Source organism: Oxalobacter paeniformigenes, from assembly GCF_027158465.1.
GTDB classification, from domain to species: Bacteria; Pseudomonadota; Gammaproteobacteria; order Burkholderiales; family Burkholderiaceae_D; genus Oxalobacter; species Oxalobacter paeniformigenes.
Map to the genome: position 1 here is coordinate 13,860 of NZ_JAMKYL010000009.1, position 19,293 is coordinate 33,152.

Below are 19,293 nucleotides of genomic sequence, written 5' to 3' on the forward strand. Positions count from 1 at the left end.
GGCGCGCAGCACGATTTTGAAAATTCCGATATATTGTCATCGTGGATATTCTCTTTTTTGCTGAACGCAAGCAGGCGATACGAGTCATCGCCTTTTGATGAATCTTTCCAGAATAGCCTGAGAAACAGGAGACAGAAGAATGAACCGGTTTGTGATTGCAGAACCAGACAAATGTATCGGATGCCGCACGTGTGAAGTGGCGTGTGTCCTGGCACATCCCAGCGGGGCTGAAAACGATCTCACCCCTGAGAATTTTCATCCGCGGCTGAAAGTCGTCAAGGGACTGACCATGTCCGCTCCGGTCCAGTGCCATCATTGCGAAAATGCGCCATGCGTCAATGTATGTCCGACCAATGCACTGGTTTACCGCGACAATACCGTCCAGCTGATCCAGGACCGTTGTATCGGTTGCCAGTCATGCGTGCTGGCCTGTCCTTTCGGTGCCATGCAGATCGTCACGCGTCCGGTCAAGCAGGCAGCACTGGGGCCGTTGTCGGTACGCAAGACGGTTCGTGTCGCCCACAAGTGCGATTTCTGTATCGATGTTCCGGAAGGCCCGCAATGCGCCAAGGTCTGTCCGACCAAGGCATTGCACATCATCGATACCGGTACGATGGATGAAAAGATCAGTCAGAAACGTGAGAAATCCGCTTTTAGTCTGCCTCCGGATGCATTTCGCTGATATGCGGTAAGTCCTGGGCAATCGGCAAGGTTTGCGGGAGAAATCATGAAAAAAGCATTAGTTGTTTGCCCGTATTGCGCTTCGGGCTGCAAGATCGAATTTACGGTCGACAACAACAGGATCATCAAGGCGGAAGGCGCCAACGGCTTCACGAATCAGGGAGAACTGTGTCTGAAAGGATATTACGGATGGGAGTTCCTGAACGATACCCGTTTGCTGACACCGCGCCTGACACAGCCGCTGGTCCGTTACAAACGGGGTGAGCCGTTTACTGCGGTATCCTGGGAAGAAGCGATCCGTTTCGCCAGTTCGAAACTGATGGAAATCCGCGAAAAGTACGGCCCGGATTCCATTTTCGTCAGTGGCTGTGCACGTGGCCCGGGCAATGAGGCGAATTATATTGCGCAGAAGTTCGCGCGTGCCGCTGTCGGTACGAACAATGTGGACTGTTGCGCACGCGTTTGCCATGGCCCGTCCGTCACCGCGCTGGAAAAAACGCTTGGCAGTGGCGCCATGAGCAATTCCATCGTCGAGATCGAGGATACGAAATGTATCATGATTTTCGGCTATAACCCGGCCGATTCCCACCCGATTGTCGCGCGGCGTATCATCAAGGCGAAGCAAAAGGGCGCGAAGATCATCGTCTGCGATCCACGGGTCATCGAGTCGGCACGTATCGCCGACATGCATTTGCAGATGAAAAACGGCTCGAACATGGCGCTGGTCAACGCGATGCTCAACGTCATCATCACGGAGAACCTTTACAAGAAGGAATATGTCGAAAAATATTCCGAAGGGTTCGACACGATGTGGGAAACCGTTTCGAAATACACGCCGGAAAATACGGCGAAGATAACCGGTCTGGATCCGAAGGTCGTACGGGAAGCCGCGCGCATGTATGCCACGTCTCCGGGTTCCGTCATCTTGTGGGGCATGGGTGTCACCCAGTGGGGACAGGGCGTGGAAACTTGTATGGGCCTGTCCAATATGGCGGTCATTACCGGCAATCTCGGACGTCCCAATGTCGGGGTCGGTCCGGTTCGCGGACAGAACAATGTTCAGGGATCTTGCGATATGGGGGCATTGCCGGGACAGTTCCCGGGTTACCAGTCTGTCGAGGATCCGGAAATCAGGGCCAAGTTCGAAAAGGCATGGGGAGTGGAAAAACTGCCGGGCAAGAAAGGGATTCCCATTACCGAAGTCGGTCACAATATCGAGGAAGGCAAGATCAGGGCGGTTTATCTGTTCGGCGAGGATCCGTTCCAGACAGAACCCGATCTGGCGGCTGTACGTCGTGCCTATGCCAAACTGGATTTGTTCATCGCACAGGATATTTTCATGACAAAGTCGGTTGCGGAAGCCGATGTGGTGTTCCCCGCAACGTCATGGGGTGAACATGAAGGGGTTTATTCGGCAGCCGATCGCGGTTTCCAGCGTTTTTACAAGGCGATCGAACCCAAGGGGGATGTCAAGCCAGACTGGGAAATCCATAGCCTGATGGCGACCGCGATGGGTTATCCGATGAAGTACAACAATACGCAGGAAATCTGGGATGAAATGCGTGAGTTGTGTCCTTTGTATTACGGTGCGACTTACGAGAAGATGGCGGGCTTCGGTTATGTGCCATGGCCGTGCCGGACACTGGACGATCCGGGCGAATTGTGGATGTACAAGGGAAACAAGTTCGCGACACCCAATGGCAAGGCACAGCTTATCGCTGCGGATTGGCGGCCGCCGGTCGATCAGATCGACGAGAATTTCCCGCTGATTCTGTCCACGGTTCGTGAAGTCGGGCATTATTCCTGTCGTTCCATGACGGGTAATTGTCCGGCGCTGGCGACACTGGCCGATGAACCGGGTTTCGCGCAGATGAATCCGCTCGATGCCAGGGAACTGGGTATCAAGGACCAGCAGCTGGTCTGGGTGGAAGGCCGTCGCGGCAAGGTTATTACCCGTGCCATGGTGACGGAACGGGTCAATCGTGGTGCCATTTACATGACGTACCAATGGTGGATCGGCGCATGTAACGAGTTGACTGTCGAACATCTTGACCCTTATTCCAAGACACCGGAATACAAGTACAGTGCCGTTCGTGTCGTTCCGATCGAGGACCAGAAGTGGGCAGAGCAGTATCTGGTTCAGGAATATGACAGGCTCAAGCAAAGACTTGCGGAAACGGCCGATAATGTCGTTGCAGCCTGACAGGCAAGCCTGAAAAGCCATTAAAAAAACCTCTCCGGAAACGGAGAGGTTTTTTATTGCGTGAACCGGAAATTAACGTTTCAGCAGCGACAGCCAGATGGTTTTCGGTTCGGTGAAGTTTTCCAGTGCTGCTTCACCATGTTCGCGTCCGAAACCGGATTCGCCTGTTCCGCCCCATGGCAGGCGGACGTCGGTGTAACCGTACGTGTTGATCCAGACCGTACCGGCTCTCAATTCGTGGGCGACTTTGTGGATGCGGGTGACATCGGCACTCCAGATGCCGGCCGCCAGACTGAAAGCCGTGCCGTTGGCGATCCGGATGGCGTCTTCTTCATCCTCGAACGGAATGATGCTGGCGACCGGGCCGAAGATTTCTTCCTGCGAGATCCGCATTTCATGTTGGACGTCGGTGAAGATGGTCGGCGAAACATAAAAACCCTTGTCACCGACACGCTGGCCACCATAGGCTACGCATGCACCTTCTTTTTTGCCGATATCGATATAATCCATGACGGTATTCATCTGGTTGCGCGAAACCAGCGGCCCCATGATGGTGTCGTCGGATGCCGTATCGCCGATCCGGATATGTTTCGCACGTTCGATCAGGCGGTCAACCACTTCGTCGTGGATTTTCTTGTGTACAAGAATACGCGAACCGGCAGAGCAGACCTGTCCGGCATTGAAGAAAATGCCGGAGGCCGATCCACGAACCGCGCTGTCGAGATCGGCATCGTCGAAAATGATGTTGGCCGATTTGCCGCCCAGTTCAAGCGTGATTTTCTTGAAGTTGACAGCCGCACCCTGCATGATGCCGCGACCGACTTTCGGCGAGCCGGTAAACGTGATCTTGTCGATTTGCGGATGGGCAACCATGGCATCTCCGACGACACTGCCCTTGCCGGTCACGATGTTGAGTACGCCAGGCGGGATTCCGGCTTCCAGTGCCAGTTCTCCGATACGAATGGCGGTCATCGGCGTCAGCTCAGCCGGTTTGACGACCAAAGTACAACCGCATGCCAATGCAGGCGCGATTTTCCAGATGCCGATCATGAGCGGGAAGTTCCAGGGAACGATCGCGCCGACGACGCCGACCGGTTCGCGGACGGTGTAGGTCAGTGCATCGGTTCTGGCCGGAATGACCTGACCGATGATCTTGTCGGTCCAGCCGGCATAGTAACGCAGCGTGTCGATGGCGGCAGGCATGTCTTGCCGTCTGACGCTGGCGATCGGTTTTCCTGCATTCATGCTTTCCAGCATGATCAGTTCTTCCTGATTTTTTTCCAGCAGATCGGCCAGCCGGTTCAGTATTCTGCCGCGTTCTGCAGCCGTGATGCCGTTCCAGACCTTGAGGGCAGCGCGTGCCGCTTTCGCTGCGGTATCGACATCTTTTTCACTGCCGGCGGCGACATGAGCGATGACTTCTTCTGTCGCAGGATTGAGGATGGTGGAGTACTGTCCGCTTTCGGGAGTCACCCATTTGCCATCGATCAGCAATTCGTATTGCGGAACTTTTTTGTTGTCATTCATTGAAGCCTCCATTGAGTAACTGTCATGTTTTTCGGATTGTTTTGAAACGCCGTCTGTCGCTTTTGTAAAGTAACGCAATGGCGGAATAAGAATTATTTTTATCCATTATAACGGGATATTTAATTTTCAGCCGGACACGGCTTTTTTTGCGTCTGGCTGGTGAAATCCGGCGTTATCCGGAGAATGATTCGAGAATCGCAATGCCTTTGATCTGGGCATAAACGGGTTTTCCAATGTCCAGTTTAAGGACACTGGCGGATTTGCCGGTGATTCTCGACAATAGTCGGGTACCGTTTGCATCAAGTTCGACCATAACCTCGCCCTTTGATTCCGGTGAGAGGCCGGTAACGGTGGTTTCGATGATATTCAGGATACTGGTCTGTTCGGGCTTTTGTGTCGTCAGGCTGACGTCACGTGCCTGAATACGCAGGCGGATATGCTTGCCGATGCTGAAATTGCCTGTCGGCAGGTAAATGAGTCCGCCCGGGAAAGACAATGTGCTCAGACTGAATCGGGTATCTTCGGCGATGATTTTTCCCTCAATGATTGCAGAGGCGGTATCGTAGTAGGCAAGCGGCAGATCGAGACGGGTGAGCATATCGCCGGTTTTCCCGGTCGCCAGTATTCGTCCATGCTCAAGCAAGACCAGATGATCGGCCAGCGTGCTGACTTCTTCCAGTGCATGGCTGACGTACAGAATGGGGATACCGAGTTCTTCGTTCAGACGCTGGAGATAGGGCAAAATTTCCGATTTGCGTTTCATGTCGAGCGCAGCCAGCGGTTCGTCCATGAGCATGATGTCCGGACTGGTCGCCAGCGCGCGTGCGATACTGACGCGCTGTTTTTCTCCGCCGGAGAGAGTGTCCGGCATGCGGTCGAGCAGATGGCCGATCCCAAGGAGGTCGACGGCTCTTTCCAGCGATATGCGTCGTTGTTCGGTACGGATACGTTTCATTCCGTACCGGATGTTGCCGGTGACATTCAAGTGAGAGAACAGGCGCGCATCCTGGAAAACGAAACCGAGCGAACGTTTGTGTGTCGGGATGAACAGTCCGGCAGTGTCGTCCTGCCAAACGGTTTCGCCGAACCGGATGATGCCGTTTTCGGGTTTGATGAGACCGGCGACCGCACGCAGCAGGGTGGATTTTCCTGCACCGGAAGCGCCGAAGAGTGCGGTAATACCCGATTCGGGGAGCGACAGATCGAAGTTCAGCTCATAATCGGGATAGCGGACGGTTCCCTTGAGGTACAGGCTGTTCATGAGCGGCGTTTGTTAGGGTTCAGAAGATACAGGGCGAGCAGGACAAGGAACGCGAAAACCAGCATGCCGGCGGAAAGCCAGTGTGCCTGTGCATATTCCAGTGCCTCGACGTGGTCGTATATCGAGACCGAAAGAACGCGAGTTTTTCCCGGGATGTTCCCGCCGATCATCAAAACAACACCGAATTCTCCGACGGTATGGGCGAATCCCATGACGATGGCGGTCAGATAACCCGGTTTGGCCAGAGGCAAAATTACGCTGAAGAAAGTGTCCAGCGGGGAAGCACGCAATGTCGCTGCAGCCTCCAGCGGTTGCCGTCCGATCGTTTCAAATGAATTTTGCAAGGGTTGTACCACAAAGGGCAGTGAATAAACGACTGAGGCGACGAGCAGGCCTGAAAAGCTGAAAGGCAGGGTTGGCAAACCGATCCAATGGCAAAACTTGCCGACAGGGCCGTTCGGCCCCATGAGAATCAGCAGGTAAAATCCCAATACTGTCGGCGGCAGTACGAAAGGCAATGTCACGATGGCATTGACGGGGCCGCGCCACCATCCTCTGGTATGGGACAAATTCCATGCCAGCGGTGTTCCGATGACAAGCAGGATGGCCGTGGTCAGTGTGGCCAGTTTCAGGGTCAGCCAGATGGCGGTCAGATCGACTTCAGGCATGATCGTGGCAATCAGTAGGCATAGCCGTAAGAGCGGAGAACCTTGTGGGCGACGTCCGATTTCAGATAGTGCATCAGTTCGGTTGCGGCGACATTGTTTTTCGCTCTTTCAAGCATGACAGCGTCCTGAAGGATAGGCTGGTAGTAACTGGTATCGACGATCCATGCAGAACCGTTTTTCAGCTTGCCATCCTTGTATATTTGCGACAGGGCGACGAAGCCCAGTTCGGCATTGCCGGATGCGATGAACTGGTAGGTTTGCCCGATGTTTTCGCCCTGGACGATTTTGGGTTGCAGCGTTTTGTCCAGTCCCATTTTTTCAAGAGTCTGCATCGCCGCCAGACCGTATGGCGCCAGCTTGGGAGCGGCGATAGCGATGTGGTTGAACGACTGTTTTTTCAGGATTTCGCCGTGTTGATCGACGTAATCCGGTTTTGCGGACCATAACGCCAGTTTGCCGATCGCGTAAGTGAAGCGGCTTCCGGGTACAATAGCGTTTTCCTGTTCCAGTCTGGCTGGCGTTTTCGCATCAGCTGCCAGAAACAGGTCGTAAGGCGCTCCGTTTTTGATTTGTGCGTAAATTTTGCCGGTTGATCCGCCGGTTATCATGACCTTGTGGCCGGTTGCCTGTTCGAATTGTCCGGAAATGTTTTTGAGCGGTTCGACGAAGTTGGCGGCGACCGCGACGTGGACGGTTTCAGCTAGTGCGACTGTCGATGCACACAGCATCAGCAGCCCCAATACCAGTTTGGGCAGTCGGAAGGTTTTGAACATGATTGGCCTCGCTATTCATTAAAGGAATAGCGAATTCTAACAGAACAATTCGGTATTGTTCAAACTTTTGCTTTTTTGAAAAATTGACGAAAAAATGAACGATTCGGTTTCTCTTGCCAATGCATTTGGACATGGTACGGCGGACAAGCGTATCGAGGTGCTCCGGAAAATCGGGGAGACAGGGTCAATTTCACAGGCGGCCCGTGAGACGGGGATCAGTTACAAGGCGGCATGGCAGGCGATTGATACGTTGACCAACCTGACCGGGGTGTCTCTGGTGGAAAAGGTGGTAGGCGGTGTCGGTGGCGGTGGTGCGAAATTGACAGATGCAGGATCACGTCTTCTGGAAATCGCCAGTGTGCTTGAGAAAAACCGGCAGGAAGTGTTGAGCCGCTTTCAGGAAGACAAGGCAGATACCCTCGATGCCCGTTTTTCGCGTTTGTCGATCAGAACTAGTATGCGCAACTATTTGCCTTGCAGGGTCAAGGGGCTGAAGATGAGCGGGCAGATCGTCCGTGTCTGTCTGCAGGTTCATGAAAACATGTCGGTGCTGGTCGCACGCATTACCCGTACCAGCGCGGAACTGCTGGCGTTGAAACCCGGAATGGCTGTGCTGGCAATGTGTAAGGCAACGGCTGTCAAGGTATTCGATGAGGTGGATTCCGGGGATTTGTCGGTGGCGAACCAGTTTCAGGGAACGGTCACGCGCGTGTCCGAAGGTGAAAAAGAGGATGAAGTCACGATCGAATTGTTGCCCGGGCTGCAGTTGGTCGGTTTTGCGTCGTCATCGAAACATATCAGGACAGGAATGCAGATTCTGGCGTCTGTGGATGAATCGGCTGTCGTTGTGGCCTTGTTGCCATGAGAGGAGCGTATGGACGGGAATAGGGTTTTGTCGGATGTTGCGGTTGTCCGCTGGCGTCCGGGGACTTGTGAGCAGGCGGTGGATATTGTGGCAGAGGAAGTGCCGGTCGCCCTGGTGTATAACGGAATTTCCCATGCGGTGATGCTGGCGACGCCTGCCGATCTGGAAGATTTTGCACTGGGTTTTTCTCTGACGGAAGAGATTGTCGGCGGACCGAATGAAGTTTATGACTGTGAAATCGTCGAGGCGGAAAACGGGATTCGTGTAGAGCTGACGATTGCCAGCGAGTCGTTCGGCAATCTGAAAATGCGCCGCCGCAATCTTGCCGGAAGGACAGGATGCGGTTTGTGTGGAACGGATTCCTTGTCACAGGCTGTCCGTATTTTGCCGGTTGTTCAAAATGCGCCGGTATTTGCGGCCGGTGTCGTGCATGCCGCGTTTGACGAAATGGAAAAACGGCAGACGCTGAAGATGAAAACGGGGGCGACGCATGCGGCTGCATGGCTCGATATTGGGGGAACGGTGTCTTTTGTCAGGGAAGATGTCGGACGGCATAATGCGCTGGACAAAATGATCGGCGCGATGGCCGCGCAAGGAAAGGATTTCAGTCAGGGAGCTGCGCTGGTGACGAGCCGTGCCAGTTATGAAATGGTCCAGAAGTGCGCGATGGCGGGTATCGGAATGCTGGCGGCCGTATCGGCGCCGACGGCGCTGGCGATCCGGATGGCGGATCGCGCCAATATTACGCTTGCAGGCTTTGTCAGGAAAAACGGTCTTTCGGTTTATACGCATTCACACAGACTGGTCTGAATTTTCGCCGGCCCGCGGCACAGTCTGTACAATATAAAATTGTCTATATTATTTTCATTCGGATAATTGCCATGAAATTTGAAACGCTTGCCATTCATGCCGGCTATTCGCCGGATCCTGTGACCAAATCCGTTGCGGTACCGATTTACCAGACGGTGGCTTATGCTTTTGACAATGCACAGCACGGCGCAGATCTGTTCGATCTGAAAGTACCGGGGAATATTTATACCCGTATCATGAATCCGACCAACGATGTGCTGGAAAAACGGGTTGCGGCACTGGAAGGCGGTGTCGGCGCGCTGGCGCTGGCATCCGGTATGACGGCGGTATCGTATGCCATCCAGACCATTACGGAAGTGGGTGACAATATCATTGCGTCCAGTACACTCTATGGCGGCAGCTATAATCTGTTTGCCCATACTTTCCCGCAATATGGTATTGAAGTCCGTTTTGCCGATCCGCTGTTGCCGGACGATTTTTCGGCACGTATCGACAGTCGCACCAAGGCGATTTTCTGTGAATCGGTCGGCAATCCGCTGGGAAACGTAACCGATATCGAGAAACTGGCCAATATCGCGCATGCGCACGGTATTCCGCTGATTGTGGACAATACCGTTCCGACACCGTATCTGTGCCGTCCGTTTGAATGGGGTGCCGATATTGTGGTGCATGCGCTGACGAAATCCATGAACGGTCATGGCAACAGTCTGGCCGGCGGCATCGTCGACAGTGGAAAGTTCCCCTGGAAAGAACATCGCGAAAAATTCAGGCGTCTCAATGAACCGGATGTGTCGTATCACGGTGTCGTTTATACGGATGTGTTCGGTGATGCGGCCTATATTGCACGTGCCAGAGTGGTTCCGCTGCGCAATATGGGGGGAGCTCTGTCTCCGATGAACGCTTTCCTGATTTTGCAGGGTATCGAAACCTTGCCGTTACGTATGGACAGAACGTGCGAAAATGCACTGGCGATTGCCCGTTTCCTGCATGATCATCCGAAAGTTTCCTGGGTGAATTGCGCGGCATTGCCGGATCATCCGGATCATGCATTGCTTCAGAAATATATGAACGGCAAGGCTCCCAGCCTGTTGTCGTTCGGTGTCAAACCATCGGGCAGCATGAGTGCACGCGAGGCTGGCGCAAAAGTGCTGGATGCCTTCAAGTTGTTCACCAGACTGGTCAATATCGGGGATGCGCGTTCGTTGGCGACCCATTCGGCCTCGACGACGCATCGCCAGCTGAGTGCGGAAGAATTGAAAAAAGCAGGTGTCAGCGAAGATATGATTCGCCTGTCGATCGGACTGGAACATGCAGACGACCTGATCGCCGATCTGGATCAGGCGTTGTCGGTGATCTGATCCGCTTTTTTTTCGTAAAGACAAAAAGGGCATCCGTCAGGATGCCCTTTTTTGTGTCCAGACGTAAAAAACGGTACTTCCTGACAGGTCGTGCCGCAAAATGGAAAAAGGAACCGGCAGACCAAGTTCTGTCAGGCTGGCTTTACGGAATGGAGAATGGGGGTATTCATGCAGGTATTTCGGCAATCATGCTGGTTTGTACTGTTTCTGGTGATGCCGTTTGCCCATGCGACTGCAGTGCTGTCGTCGGATGTGACGGACAGGCGGGAAATGTCTCTGACGGTTTATGAACATGACAGGGCGCTGGTCAGGGAGCGCAGGCAGCTATCGTTGCCTTCCGGGAATGTGTCGGTGCGTTTTTCCGGTATCAGTGATGGTATTTTGCCGGAAACGGTCATGTTGCTTGACGGTGATGGGCGTTCTGTCGATGTCGGCAGGATCGCTTACGATCATGAACGCTTGTCTCCACGAACGCTTCTGGCTGCGCATGTGGGTAAAACGGTCAGGATCGTCAGGACCGATCCGGTGACGGGCCGTGAGACGGAAGAAAATGCACGCATCCTGTCGGTTCAGGATGGAGTCGTTCTTGAAATCGGTGACCGTATCGAAACGGGACTTCCCGGACGTCTGGTTTTCGATAGGCTGCCGGATGGATTGAACAATGATTCGTCGCTGACGGTCGAGTGGGAGAACCGTACCGGTGATGGCGCGGTGCTGGAGCTGGATTATCTGACGCGTGGTATCAGCTGGCAAGCCGATTATGTCGCACGGTTCGATGAGGAAAACGATGCCATGAGTTTGTCCGGAAGGGCTGCGCTTGCCAACAATAGCGGTATGTCGCTCAAGGATGTCAAGGTGACGCTGGTAGCGGGGAATCTGAATCGCGTTTCCGGTGGTGAAAGCGTGATGATGTCTTCGGTCGGCATGAAGCGGGATGCCTTGACGGTCGCCAATATGGTACCCGGCGAAGGATCGGGTGATTATTACCGATATGAGTTGCCCGGAAAGGTTACGTTGCCGGATCGCCAGTTATGCCAGTATGCGCTTTTCAATGCAGGTTCGGTAAAGGTGAAACGCAAGTGGGTTCTCGAGGGGGAAAGTTATTATTATCGCAGCAGTTTGCCCGGGATGCGCAGGATCTGGCCGGTCGTTCAGCGTGTGGAATGGAAAAACAGTTCGCGTGATGGTCTGGGCTTTCCGATACCTGCCGGCATTGTGCGTTTTTATCAGGCCGATCGTCATGGAAACATGCAGTTTGCCGGTGAAAGCCGTGTACCGCATATGCCGGTGGGCGAATCGGCAAGTTTGTCTATGGGTGAGTCTTTTCATGTGACGGCAAGTCGCAAACAGCTCCGGTTTGAACGGATTGCTGTACCGTCAGGTGCTCCGCCACGGTATGACAGTTCGTATGAAATCCGTTTGCGCAACGCAAAAGATCGACCGGTTATCGTTCAGGTTCGTGAACCGGTTCCCGGAAAATGGCAGATAATTTCCGAGAATGTGATACATCGCCGGGATGGCATGACGGCCGTGTGGGATATCACAGTACCGGCTGCGGGGGAAGCGGTGTTGCGTTATACGGTACGGGTGGAATGAGTGATTTCAGGCGTATCAGTGACGGAAAATATCGTCACGCACGCTTGTGAGGCGTCAGTTTGTCGTTCGCGATCAGTTTGATGCGTGCAAGAAAGTCGTCCCGTTTCATCAGTTGCAGGGTGTCGAGCAATGCGATCTGCATGGAACCGACGCCTTGTCCTCGAGCCATTACCGTTTCTGCAGCGATTTCTCCGGCAACACCCATGTATGCCATGGCAGCGGTTGTCGCTTGCCAGCGGTCGGGCTGGATAGCTGCGAAAGCGCCTGTCATGGCGCTAGCAGAGCAGCCGACTCCGGTGATACGGGTCATCCAGGGATGACCGTTGGACAGGCTGGCGATTCTGCCGTTTTCATCGATGATATGATCGGTCGCACCGGAAACGCAGACGGTACCCCCGATGCGGGTGGCCAGTTTGTATGCGGCATGCAGGGCATGATCGGATGATTCGGTACTTTCGACTCCCCTGGTCGGCGCTTGCGAGCCGGTAAGGCTCATGATTTCCGATGCGTTGCCACGGATGATGTTCGGCTGCGCTTCTGTGAGTATTTCCTCGACAACCCGGTTGCGGTAGGCTGTGGCACCTGCACCTACCGGATCGAGTATCACGGGAATATCGTGTGTACGGGCTGTTTTTGCGGCCAGTTTCATGGAAGCGACCCAGTCGGGTTGCAGGGTGCCGATGTTGATGACCAGCGCGTCGGCGATTGCGGACATGTCGGCGACTTCTTCCAGAGCATGTGCCATGACGGGGGCCGCTCCCAGTGCAAGCAGAATGTTTGCGTTGTAACTCATCACGACAAGGTTCGTGATGTTGTGAATCAGGGGGGCGGTTTCCCTGACGCGGATAACGTCGTCCCAGAGGGTTTCAGCAAGAAGGATTGGTTTGGTCATGGCATGGCCTTGTCGTTGAAAATAATCGTTATGCGGTTTTTCCCAGTTTAGCTTCGATAAGCCGTAATGCATCCAGTGCGCCCATCGCCAGTCCGACATCGGATGATTTGGGGACTTCCGGGTAGTCAGGATTGATCCGGATGATCGGTACATCGAACGATTCGCTGGCGCGGCGTACGGTCGGGACATGGACGCCGGCTCCCATTTCGATGACGATAAGGTGTTTTGCCTGACGATACCATTTGTGCAAGCGCTCCATTTGCAGTTCCGTGCGATTGGATATCCATCCCCAGTCGTTGAACATCAGAATGTTCGGGCGCGACATGCCATGACATTCGGGACATACCGGCAAAGGGGAAGTCAGCCAGCAATTTTCTTCGTCGATTTTCACGGACAGTTTGTCGGCGGGCCAGATAGAGGCGGAACATGGCGTACAACATTGCAGGTGATGAATGGAACCGTGGCATTCGACAATACGTGATTCGTCGAATCCGGCTTTCTGGAATTGCCCGTCCACATTGCTGGTGAATACGAAAGCGCCGTGCGGCAGCTTTTTCGCCATGTCTTGCAGGATGCGGAAGCCGTCATGCGGTTGTGTTTCCCGGTAACGGTTCAGACGATGTCCGTAAAAACCCCATGCCAGTCGCGCGTTGTCGGCAAATGCGTTCGGATTGGCGATTTCCACAAAAGAGATCTGATGTTTTCCCAGTTTCGGGTAGGCACGCCACAATCCCTCGTTACCTCGAAAGTCAGGTAACCCCGAATCGACGCCCATGCCGGCACCGGCACCGATCAGCAGGGCATCCGCTTCACGGATCAGCGAGGCGGCTTTTTCGATTTGCTTGTCTGTTTCCATAGGTTTCGTTCATGAAAAAGTGGAATTTTCCGGAAAACCGTTCATATGCCAAGATACCAACAAAAAAGGCCGTTATTCAATAACGGCCTTGAAAAAGCTAGGATTTTTATCGCCGGATCAGGTAATCGAAGGCGCTCAGGGCAGCTTTGGCACCATCGCCCATGGCGATCACGATTTGCTTGTAGGGCGAAGATGTGACGTCCCCTGCGGCGAAGACGCCTGCAACGGAAGTCTTGTTGTAGACATCGACTTCGATTTCGTTTTTTTCGTTCAGGCGAACCGGCGTATCCTTGAGCCAGCCAGTTGCGGGAACCTGACCGATCTGAACGAAAATACCTGCGACAGACAAAGTTCGGTTTGTACCGGTTGCCAGATCCTTGTAGACCAGTCCGTCGACTTTTTGTCCATCGCCGGTCACTTCCACGGTTTGTGCCTGTGTAACGAGCGTGACGTTTTTCAGGGAGAAGAATTTGTTTTGCAATACGGTATCGGCGGTCAGGCGGGTTCCGCGAACGAGTACGGTGACATGTTCGGCGATACCAGCCAGATCGATGGCGGCTTCGACTGCCGAATTGCCGCCGCCGATGACGGCGATCTTGCGGTTTTTGTACAGTGGGCCGTCGCAGTGCGGGCAGAATGCCACGCCGCGTCCGATATAGGTTTCTTCACCCGGGATTTCCATTTTCCGCCAGCTGGCACCCGTTGCCAGAATGACGGTTTTGCTTTTGACGGATGCACCGTTTTCCAGTTTGACTTCGATGAGATCACCCGGAACCAGTCCGATCGCGCGTTGCGGCATCATGACGTCGATATCGTGATTTCTGACGTTGTCTTCATAGACGGCCGCCAGATGCGTACCTTCGATTTTTTTGATGGCGATGATGTTTTCGATGTCGGTCGTGTTCAGGATTTGTCCGCCGAAGTTTTCCGTAATCAGACCAGTCCGGATACCTTTGCGTGCGGCATAGATAGCCGATGTGGCAGCAGCGGAGCCACCGCCGACGACCAGAACGTCGAACGGGGCTTTTGCGGCGATTTTTTCCGCTTCGCGTTTTGCACTGCCGGTATCGACCTTGGCCAGAATTTCCTTGATGTTCATGCGACCCTGACCGAATTCCTTGCCATTGAGGAAAATGGTCGGAACAGCCATGATGTGGCGTTCGTTGACTTCATCCTGGAAGAGGGCGCCATCGATCATGACATGCGAAATGTTCGGGTTGACGACGGCCATCAGATTCAGTGCCTGTACGACTTCAGGACAATTTTGGCAGCTCAGGGAAATATAGGTCTCGAACCGGAAGGTACCTTCCAGGTTTCTGATTTGTTCGATGACGTCCGGTTCGACTTTGGGGGGATAGCCGCCGGTCTGGAGCAATGCCAGAATGAGAGAGGTGAATTCGTGTCCCATCGGGAGTCCGGCAAAACGGATGTGGACATTGCCGTCCGGCCGATTGACCGAAAAAGAGGGCGTTCTTTTGTCGCCACCCGGCTTGTCTGTCACGGTAATCATGGATGACAGTCCGGCGATGTCGTTTAACAGGTCTGTCATTTCACGGGATTTTGCCGTGTCGTCAGTGGCCGCGACTATTTCGACTGGATTGACCAGTTTGGTGAAATAATTTCTCAGTTGTTCTTTTACTTGGTTGTCGAGCATGGTTCCGTGTCCGGTTGGGTGGATATTGCAGGAATCCGTATCGGTTGAAGTGGAGAAGTTCTCCCGAATGCGATTTTCAGGAGAACTTCACCGAACAAAAATCAGATCTTGCCGACCAGATCCAGAGATGGTGCCAGCGTTTCGTTGCCCGGTTTCCAGGATGCCGGGCATACCTGACCCTTGTGGGTGGCAACGTATTGTGCGGCCTGAATCTTGCGGATCAGTTCGGTAGCGGAACGGCCGATACCCAGATCGTGGATTTCGTACAGTTTGATCTGGCCTTCCGGGTTGATGACGAAGGTACCGCGCAGTGCCACACCGTCTTCTTCGATGAGTACGTTGAAGTCGCGGCTGATTTTGCCGCTTGGGTCGCCGACCATCGGGAACTGGATTTTCTTGATGGTGTCGGATGCGTCATGCCATCCCTTGTGTACGAAATGCGTGTCGGTCGAAACGGAATAGATTTCTACGCCCATTTTCTTGAATTCTTCGTAGTGGTCGGCCAGGTCGCCCAGTTCGGTCGGACATACGAAAGAAAAGTCTGCAGGATAGAAGAAAACGACGCTCCATTTACCTTTCAGATCGTTGTCGGTCACGGTGATGAACTGGCCATTGTGGTAAGCCTTTGCCTTGAAAGGTTTGATTTGGGTATTGATCAGTGACATGTATTTCTCCTTGTTTTGCAAGTCATGTATGGCACGTTTTTTCATGAAAAGAAACGGCCGGCGATATAAAAAACGATGTGTGAACCATATTGCGCAGTGCGTTTATGGTGTTGAGTGACATTAAAGCACGACTTTGAAAATCGTGCAGGACATGGATCAGGTTTTGAGGGATGTTTTGATGTCATTTTGATAACGAAATGGGTATGTATTCGACAGTATTTTTACGGCGACTCTTGACAGGGTATCAAAAAAATACATTAAAAAACAAATTGTTATGTTTTTATGTGGATGAAGTTTCGGGTGTGTGCATGAAAAATCGGATGCAGTCTTTCAATTGAGAATGACACTCAATAATTTTTTTGGTAGGGGATTCGGAACACGGAAAAAGTGTCCGGCAGCATGCAGAATGTGTTGGGGAAAACGGTGGCGGGAAAAACGACTGCACGTCATGTACCGAAATGCATGGCGTGCAGTGTGTATGCTGATCGGCAGCCGGTCATTCTTCCAGTTTTTTACGCAGCATTTCCAGCTGGGCATAGTGATTTTTTGTCGCCCTTGGATAAGAGAGTTTCATGTCTTGCAGGGTTTTCAGAATGATGGAAGAAATAATCAGTCTGGCGTTGTTTTTGTCGTCGGCCGGTACGAAGTACCATGGACAATCGTCCGTCGTGGTGGCCAGAATGCATTTTTCGAAAGCGTCCATGTACTGTTCCCAGTATTGACGTTCTTCGAAATCAGCAAGGCTGAGTTTCCAGTTTTTGTCGGGAATGTCGATGCGTTCCAGAAGGCGTTTGCGCTGTTCTTCTTTCGAGATATGCAGGAAGAATTTGATGATGCGTGTACCGTTACGGTGCAGGTGTGCTTCGAAGTCACGTATGGACTGGTAGCGTTCTTCCCACAGATCTGTACCGGCTTTCATCTCGGGCAAGTTCTGTTTGTCAAGTATTTCGGGATGGACCTTGACGATCAGGACATCTTCGTAATAGGAACGGTTGAAGATGCCGATTTCGCCACGTTCAGGCAGTACACAGGCCGCGCGCCACAGAAAATCGTGTTTCAGTTCTTTTTCTGTCGGTTGCTTGAAACTGTGGACATGACATCCCTGAGGGTTGATGCCCGACATAACGTGCCGGATAGCGCCATCCTTGCCTGCCGCATCCATGGCCTGAAAAATGATCAGCAGGGCATACTTTCCGGATGCATTCAGGATGTTTTGCAGTTCACCAAGTTCCTTGGTCCCGTTTTCCAGCAATTGCCGGTAGTCTTTTTTGCTTTGGTAAAACGGTTTGATGATGGTTGGACAATCTTTAAGGCGCATGGTGGTCGAGGCCAGGACGCGGAAGATTTCAGGATCGATCATAGCAATACCTCACAAGTCAATTTCGCCATGGAAAACGATGGTGGCGGGACCAGTCATCATGACATCGTTTCCTGCTCCGTTCCATGAGATTTTCAGGGTTCCGCCGCGAGCCTTGACGGTAACCGGAGAATCGAGCAAGCCTTGCCGGATGCCGGACACGACGGCCGCACAGGCGCCGGTTCCGCATGCCAGCGTTTCTCCGGCACCGCGTTCGAATACCCGAAGTCGGATGGTATGGCGGTTTACGATTTCCATAAAGCCGGCGTTGACACGATTCGGAAAACGTTCGTGATGCTCGATTGAGGGGCCTTCCTCGGCGACAGGTGCGGTGTCCGTGTTTTCAACAATCCGGACAGCGTGCGGGTTGCCCATGGATACGACGGATATTTCGATTTCCCGGGAGCCTTTTTCTGTTTTGATGACGATTGGCCAGAGTGTTCCGTTACCGGCGCTTTTGCCGTTGAGTCCATGTGCGTCGAACGGAATTTTCGCGGGTTCGAATTCAGGTTTTCCCATGTTGACGGTGATGTCGCCGTCGTCTTCCACTTTCAGTTCGATAATGCCTGCCCGGGTTTCGACGCGGATCGGATTGCGGTCCGTCAATTTGAAGTCGGTGACGAATCTCGCAAAGGCGCGTGCGCCGTTTCCGCATTGTTCGACTTCGCCACCGTCGGCGTTGAAAATGCGGTAACGGAAATCGACATCCGGGTTGTCCGATTTCTCGACGATCAGAATCTGGTCAGCACCGATACCAAATCGCCTGTCGGCGATAAATCGGAATTGTTCGGGAGAAAGCTCGATGGCCTGGCGGTATCCGTTCAGTACGATGAAGTCGTTGCCTGCACCATGCATTTTCGTGAATTTCAGTTTCATCAACAGTGTCCGGCAGATTGCAAAGTGGTCATACAGGTGAAAAAAGAAAGCATACCAGCCAATGCTTCGGTTGTCGCATCTTTTGCGATAAATGGCAGCAGTACTTGTCAGTCGTCAGGATAAACGCCTGGGTAACCTTCAGGTCTTGTCTTGAATCGCCGGTGTGTCCACAAATATTCGGATGGCGTTTCCAGAATGCGCTGTTCGATGAATTCATTCATATATTTTGCCGCGGTTTTGGCATCAAGCTCGGTGAAATGTTCCCATGCGGGGTAAAAAGTGACTTTCCATCCCTTGTAGTCTGGCAGGAATGTGGCGATGACAGGAATGACTTTGGCATGTGTCGCAGCGGCAAGACGGGAGGGGGCGACCAGTGTTGCTGCGAGTTGTCCGAAGAATGGAACGAATTCCGCGTCTCGTGAGCCGAAGTCCATATCCGGCAGCATAAGAAACGGAATGTTTTTGTGGAGTGCGCGGATGATGGGTTTGATACCCTGGCTTCTCGAGAACAGGAGGACGGTTTCATGAAAACGCATTCTCCCTTTTCTCAGCATTTCGTCGAAGATACGGTTTTTCTGCTGGGTATAGATGGAGCATCCCGGGGAACCCATGGTGATGACGGCCCCCGGCATTTCCAGACAGACGAAATGAGGACACAGGAAAATGACGGGGCCAGCCTGTATTTCATCGAAAGGAACGGCGGGTTCTATCTGAATGAGTTTTTTGATCCGCTCGACGGACGACCACCAGAGTATGCCGCGTTCGAGTATGCTGCGCCCGTATCCCTGAAAGTGTTGCAACGCAATCCGGCGACGTTCTTGTTCGGACATGTCGGGAAAACACAGGCGAAGATTGGTCAGCGCGATGTGACGTCTTCTTTTCATCAGGTAATAGGATGCTGTGCCCAGTCCTTTGCCAAGGCGGCCGAGAATGGGCAATGGCAACCAGTGCAGCAGCCAGAGGATGAACAGAAAGAATCTCATAGGTTTTTACTTTTGCACGCCATATTTCAGCAAACGGGAGTCTGCCGGTATGGCGAATGTGCGTCCTTCGTGATGGTTCGGTTTCAGTCTATGCATCAAACGGTAATATGCCGTGATGGTGCCATGCCGGATGTTTTCGGCAGGTTTGTGCGGCACCGTCACGGTTGTCGGATCAATGCGGCATTCTAGTGTGATTTGTGTTGAAAAGACAAATATGGATTTATTTCCGAGTGTTTTACTCGGAAATGATTCTTGATATGCTGTGATT

General features: G+C 53.0%; 17 protein-coding genes. 6 read left to right on the forward strand and 11 right to left on the reverse strand.

Annotated features, from left to right (window positions below; genetic code table 11):
- Positions 1–139: 139 nt before the first annotated feature.
- Both NAI64_RS08550 and fdhF read left to right on the forward strand, forming a co-directional pair.
- The gene (locus tag NAI64_RS08550) at positions 140–682 is read left to right on the forward strand and encodes a 4Fe-4S dicluster domain-containing protein (protein ID WP_269299619.1); all 543 of its coding nucleotides are present in this window, start codon (positions 140–142) and stop codon (positions 680–682) included.
- 45 nt (positions 683–727) lie between these two features.
- Positions 728–2,884, forward strand: coding sequence for a formate dehydrogenase subunit alpha (fdhF, locus tag NAI64_RS08555; RefSeq protein ID WP_269299621.1), 2,157 nt, complete (start codon positions 728–730; stop codon positions 2,882–2,884).
- A gap of 72 nt (positions 2,885–2,956) precedes the next feature.
- Here fdhF and NAI64_RS08560 read toward each other — a convergent pair whose 3' ends face one another.
- From NAI64_RS08560 to modA, 4 genes are all read right to left on the reverse strand, one after another.
- Positions 2,957–4,411, reverse strand: a complete 1,455-nt coding sequence (locus NAI64_RS08560; protein ID WP_269299623.1) for an aldehyde dehydrogenase family protein — start codon at positions 4,409–4,411, stop codon at positions 2,957–2,959.
- Positions 4,412–4,583: 172 nt separating this feature from the next.
- Positions 4,584–5,672 carry a molybdenum ABC transporter ATP-binding protein gene (modC, locus tag NAI64_RS08565; RefSeq protein WP_269299625.1) on the reverse strand — a complete coding sequence of 363 codons (1,089 nt, stop codon included), beginning with the start codon at positions 5,670–5,672 and terminating at the stop codon, positions 4,584–4,586.
- Positions 5,669–6,340, reverse strand: coding sequence for a molybdate ABC transporter permease subunit (modB, locus tag NAI64_RS08570; protein WP_269299627.1), 672 nt, complete (start codon positions 6,338–6,340; stop codon positions 5,669–5,671). The genes modC and modB overlap by 4 nt, the downstream gene beginning before the upstream one ends.
- Before the next feature lie 11 nt (positions 6,341–6,351).
- Positions 6,352–7,113, reverse strand: coding sequence for a molybdate ABC transporter substrate-binding protein (modA, locus tag NAI64_RS08575; protein WP_269299629.1), 762 nt, complete (start codon positions 7,111–7,113; stop codon positions 6,352–6,354).
- 94 nt (positions 7,114–7,207) lie between these two features.
- On the opposite strand from modA, the gene NAI64_RS08580 reads away from it, so the two are divergent.
- The 4 genes from NAI64_RS08580 (at position 7,208) to NAI64_RS08595 (ending at position 11,742) form a co-directional block, all read left to right on the forward strand.
- On the forward strand, positions 7,208–7,978 hold the full coding sequence (locus tag NAI64_RS08580) for a TOBE domain-containing protein (RefSeq protein ID WP_269299630.1): 771 nt from the start codon (positions 7,208–7,210) through the stop codon (positions 7,976–7,978).
- A 9-nt stretch (positions 7,979–7,987) separates the two neighbouring features.
- On the forward strand, positions 7,988–8,788 hold the full coding sequence (fdhD, locus tag NAI64_RS08585) for a formate dehydrogenase accessory sulfurtransferase FdhD (protein WP_269299632.1): 801 nt from the start codon (positions 7,988–7,990) through the stop codon (positions 8,786–8,788).
- 71 nt (positions 8,789–8,859) lie between these two features.
- The gene (locus NAI64_RS08590) at positions 8,860–10,146 is read left to right on the forward strand and encodes an O-acetylhomoserine aminocarboxypropyltransferase/cysteine synthase family protein (RefSeq protein ID WP_269299634.1); all 1,287 of its coding nucleotides are present in this window, start codon (positions 8,860–8,862) and stop codon (positions 10,144–10,146) included.
- Positions 10,147–10,302: 156 nt separating this feature from the next.
- The gene (locus NAI64_RS08595) at positions 10,303–11,742 is read left to right on the forward strand and encodes a DUF4139 domain-containing protein (RefSeq protein WP_269299636.1); all 1,440 of its coding nucleotides are present in this window, start codon (positions 10,303–10,305) and stop codon (positions 11,740–11,742) included.
- A gap of 34 nt (positions 11,743–11,776) precedes the next feature.
- Here the strand turns inward: NAI64_RS08595 and thiM are convergent, their stop codons facing one another.
- The 7 genes from thiM to NAI64_RS08630 form a co-directional block, all read right to left on the reverse strand.
- On the reverse strand, positions 11,777–12,634 hold the full coding sequence (gene thiM / locus NAI64_RS08600; RefSeq protein ID WP_269299638.1) for a hydroxyethylthiazole kinase: 858 nt from the start codon (positions 12,632–12,634) through the stop codon (positions 11,777–11,779).
- Between the two features lie 28 nt (positions 12,635–12,662).
- Complete coding sequence (locus NAI64_RS08605) at positions 12,663–13,490, reverse strand: SIR2 family NAD-dependent protein deacylase (RefSeq protein WP_269299640.1); 828 nt, start codon at positions 13,488–13,490, stop codon at positions 12,663–12,665.
- Between the two features lie 106 nt (positions 13,491–13,596).
- Entirely contained in the window at positions 13,597–15,144 is a 1,548-nt protein-coding gene (gene ahpF, locus NAI64_RS08610) for an alkyl hydroperoxide reductase subunit F (protein WP_269299642.1), read from the reverse strand.
- Positions 15,145–15,245: 101 nt separating this feature from the next.
- Complete coding sequence (gene ahpC / locus NAI64_RS08615; protein ID WP_269299644.1) at positions 15,246–15,809, reverse strand: alkyl hydroperoxide reductase subunit C; 564 nt, start codon at positions 15,807–15,809, stop codon at positions 15,246–15,248.
- 496 nt (positions 15,810–16,305) lie between these two features.
- Complete coding sequence (locus tag NAI64_RS08620; protein WP_269299646.1) at positions 16,306–17,169, reverse strand: ADP-polyphosphate phosphotransferase; 864 nt, start codon at positions 17,167–17,169, stop codon at positions 16,306–16,308.
- A gap of 9 nt (positions 17,170–17,178) precedes the next feature.
- Positions 17,179–18,042, reverse strand: coding sequence for a diaminopimelate epimerase (dapF, locus tag NAI64_RS08625; RefSeq protein WP_269299648.1), 864 nt, complete (start codon positions 18,040–18,042; stop codon positions 17,179–17,181).
- Positions 18,043–18,149: 107 nt separating this feature from the next.
- Positions 18,150–19,025 (reverse strand): lysophospholipid acyltransferase family protein, encoded by an 876-nt coding sequence (locus NAI64_RS08630; protein ID WP_269299650.1) that lies wholly within the window; start codon positions 19,023–19,025, stop codon positions 18,150–18,152.
- Positions 19,026–19,293: the final 268 nt, after the last annotated feature.

Excerpts from the sequence above, each read along its gene's own strand:
- NAI64_RS08550 (WP_269299619.1), top strand. The coding sequence starts at position 140 with ATGAACCGGTTTGTGATTGCAGAACCAGACAAATGTATCGGATGCCGC.
- fdhF (WP_269299621.1), top strand. The coding sequence starts at position 728 with ATGAAAAAAGCATTAGTTGTTTGCCCGTATTGCGCTTCGGGCTGCAAG.
- NAI64_RS08560 (WP_269299623.1), bottom strand. The coding sequence starts at position 4,411 with ATGAATGACAACAAAAAAGTTCCGCAATACGAATTGCTGATCGATGGC.
- modC (WP_269299625.1), bottom strand. The coding sequence starts at position 5,672 with ATGAACAGCCTGTACCTCAAGGGAACCGTCCGCTATCCCGATTATGAG.
- modB (WP_269299627.1), bottom strand. The coding sequence starts at position 6,340 with ATGCCTGAAGTCGATCTGACCGCCATCTGGCTGACCCTGAAACTGGCC.
- modA (WP_269299629.1), bottom strand. The coding sequence starts at position 7,113 with ATGTTCAAAACCTTCCGACTGCCCAAACTGGTATTGGGGCTGCTGATG.
- NAI64_RS08580 (WP_269299630.1), top strand. The coding sequence starts at position 7,208 with ATGAACGATTCGGTTTCTCTTGCCAATGCATTTGGACATGGTACGGCG.
- fdhD (WP_269299632.1), top strand. The coding sequence starts at position 7,988 with ATGGACGGGAATAGGGTTTTGTCGGATGTTGCGGTTGTCCGCTGGCGT.
- NAI64_RS08590 (WP_269299634.1), top strand. The coding sequence starts at position 8,860 with ATGAAATTTGAAACGCTTGCCATTCATGCCGGCTATTCGCCGGATCCT.
- NAI64_RS08595 (WP_269299636.1), top strand. The coding sequence starts at position 10,303 with ATGGGGGTATTCATGCAGGTATTTCGGCAATCATGCTGGTTTGTACTG.
- thiM (WP_269299638.1), bottom strand. The coding sequence starts at position 12,634 with ATGACCAAACCAATCCTTCTTGCTGAAACCCTCTGGGACGACGTTATC.
- NAI64_RS08605 (WP_269299640.1), bottom strand. The coding sequence starts at position 13,490 with ATGGAAACAGACAAGCAAATCGAAAAAGCCGCCTCGCTGATCCGTGAA.
- ahpF (WP_269299642.1), bottom strand. The coding sequence starts at position 15,144 with ATGCTCGACAACCAAGTAAAAGAACAACTGAGAAATTATTTCACCAAA.
- ahpC (WP_269299644.1), bottom strand. The coding sequence starts at position 15,809 with ATGTCACTGATCAATACCCAAATCAAACCTTTCAAGGCAAAGGCTTAC.
- NAI64_RS08620 (WP_269299646.1), bottom strand. The coding sequence starts at position 17,169 with ATGATCGATCCTGAAATCTTCCGCGTCCTGGCCTCGACCACCATGCGC.
- dapF (WP_269299648.1), bottom strand. The coding sequence starts at position 18,042 with ATGAAACTGAAATTCACGAAAATGCATGGTGCAGGCAACGACTTCATC.
- NAI64_RS08630 (WP_269299650.1), bottom strand. The coding sequence starts at position 19,025 with ATGAGATTCTTTCTGTTCATCCTCTGGCTGCTGCACTGGTTGCCATTG.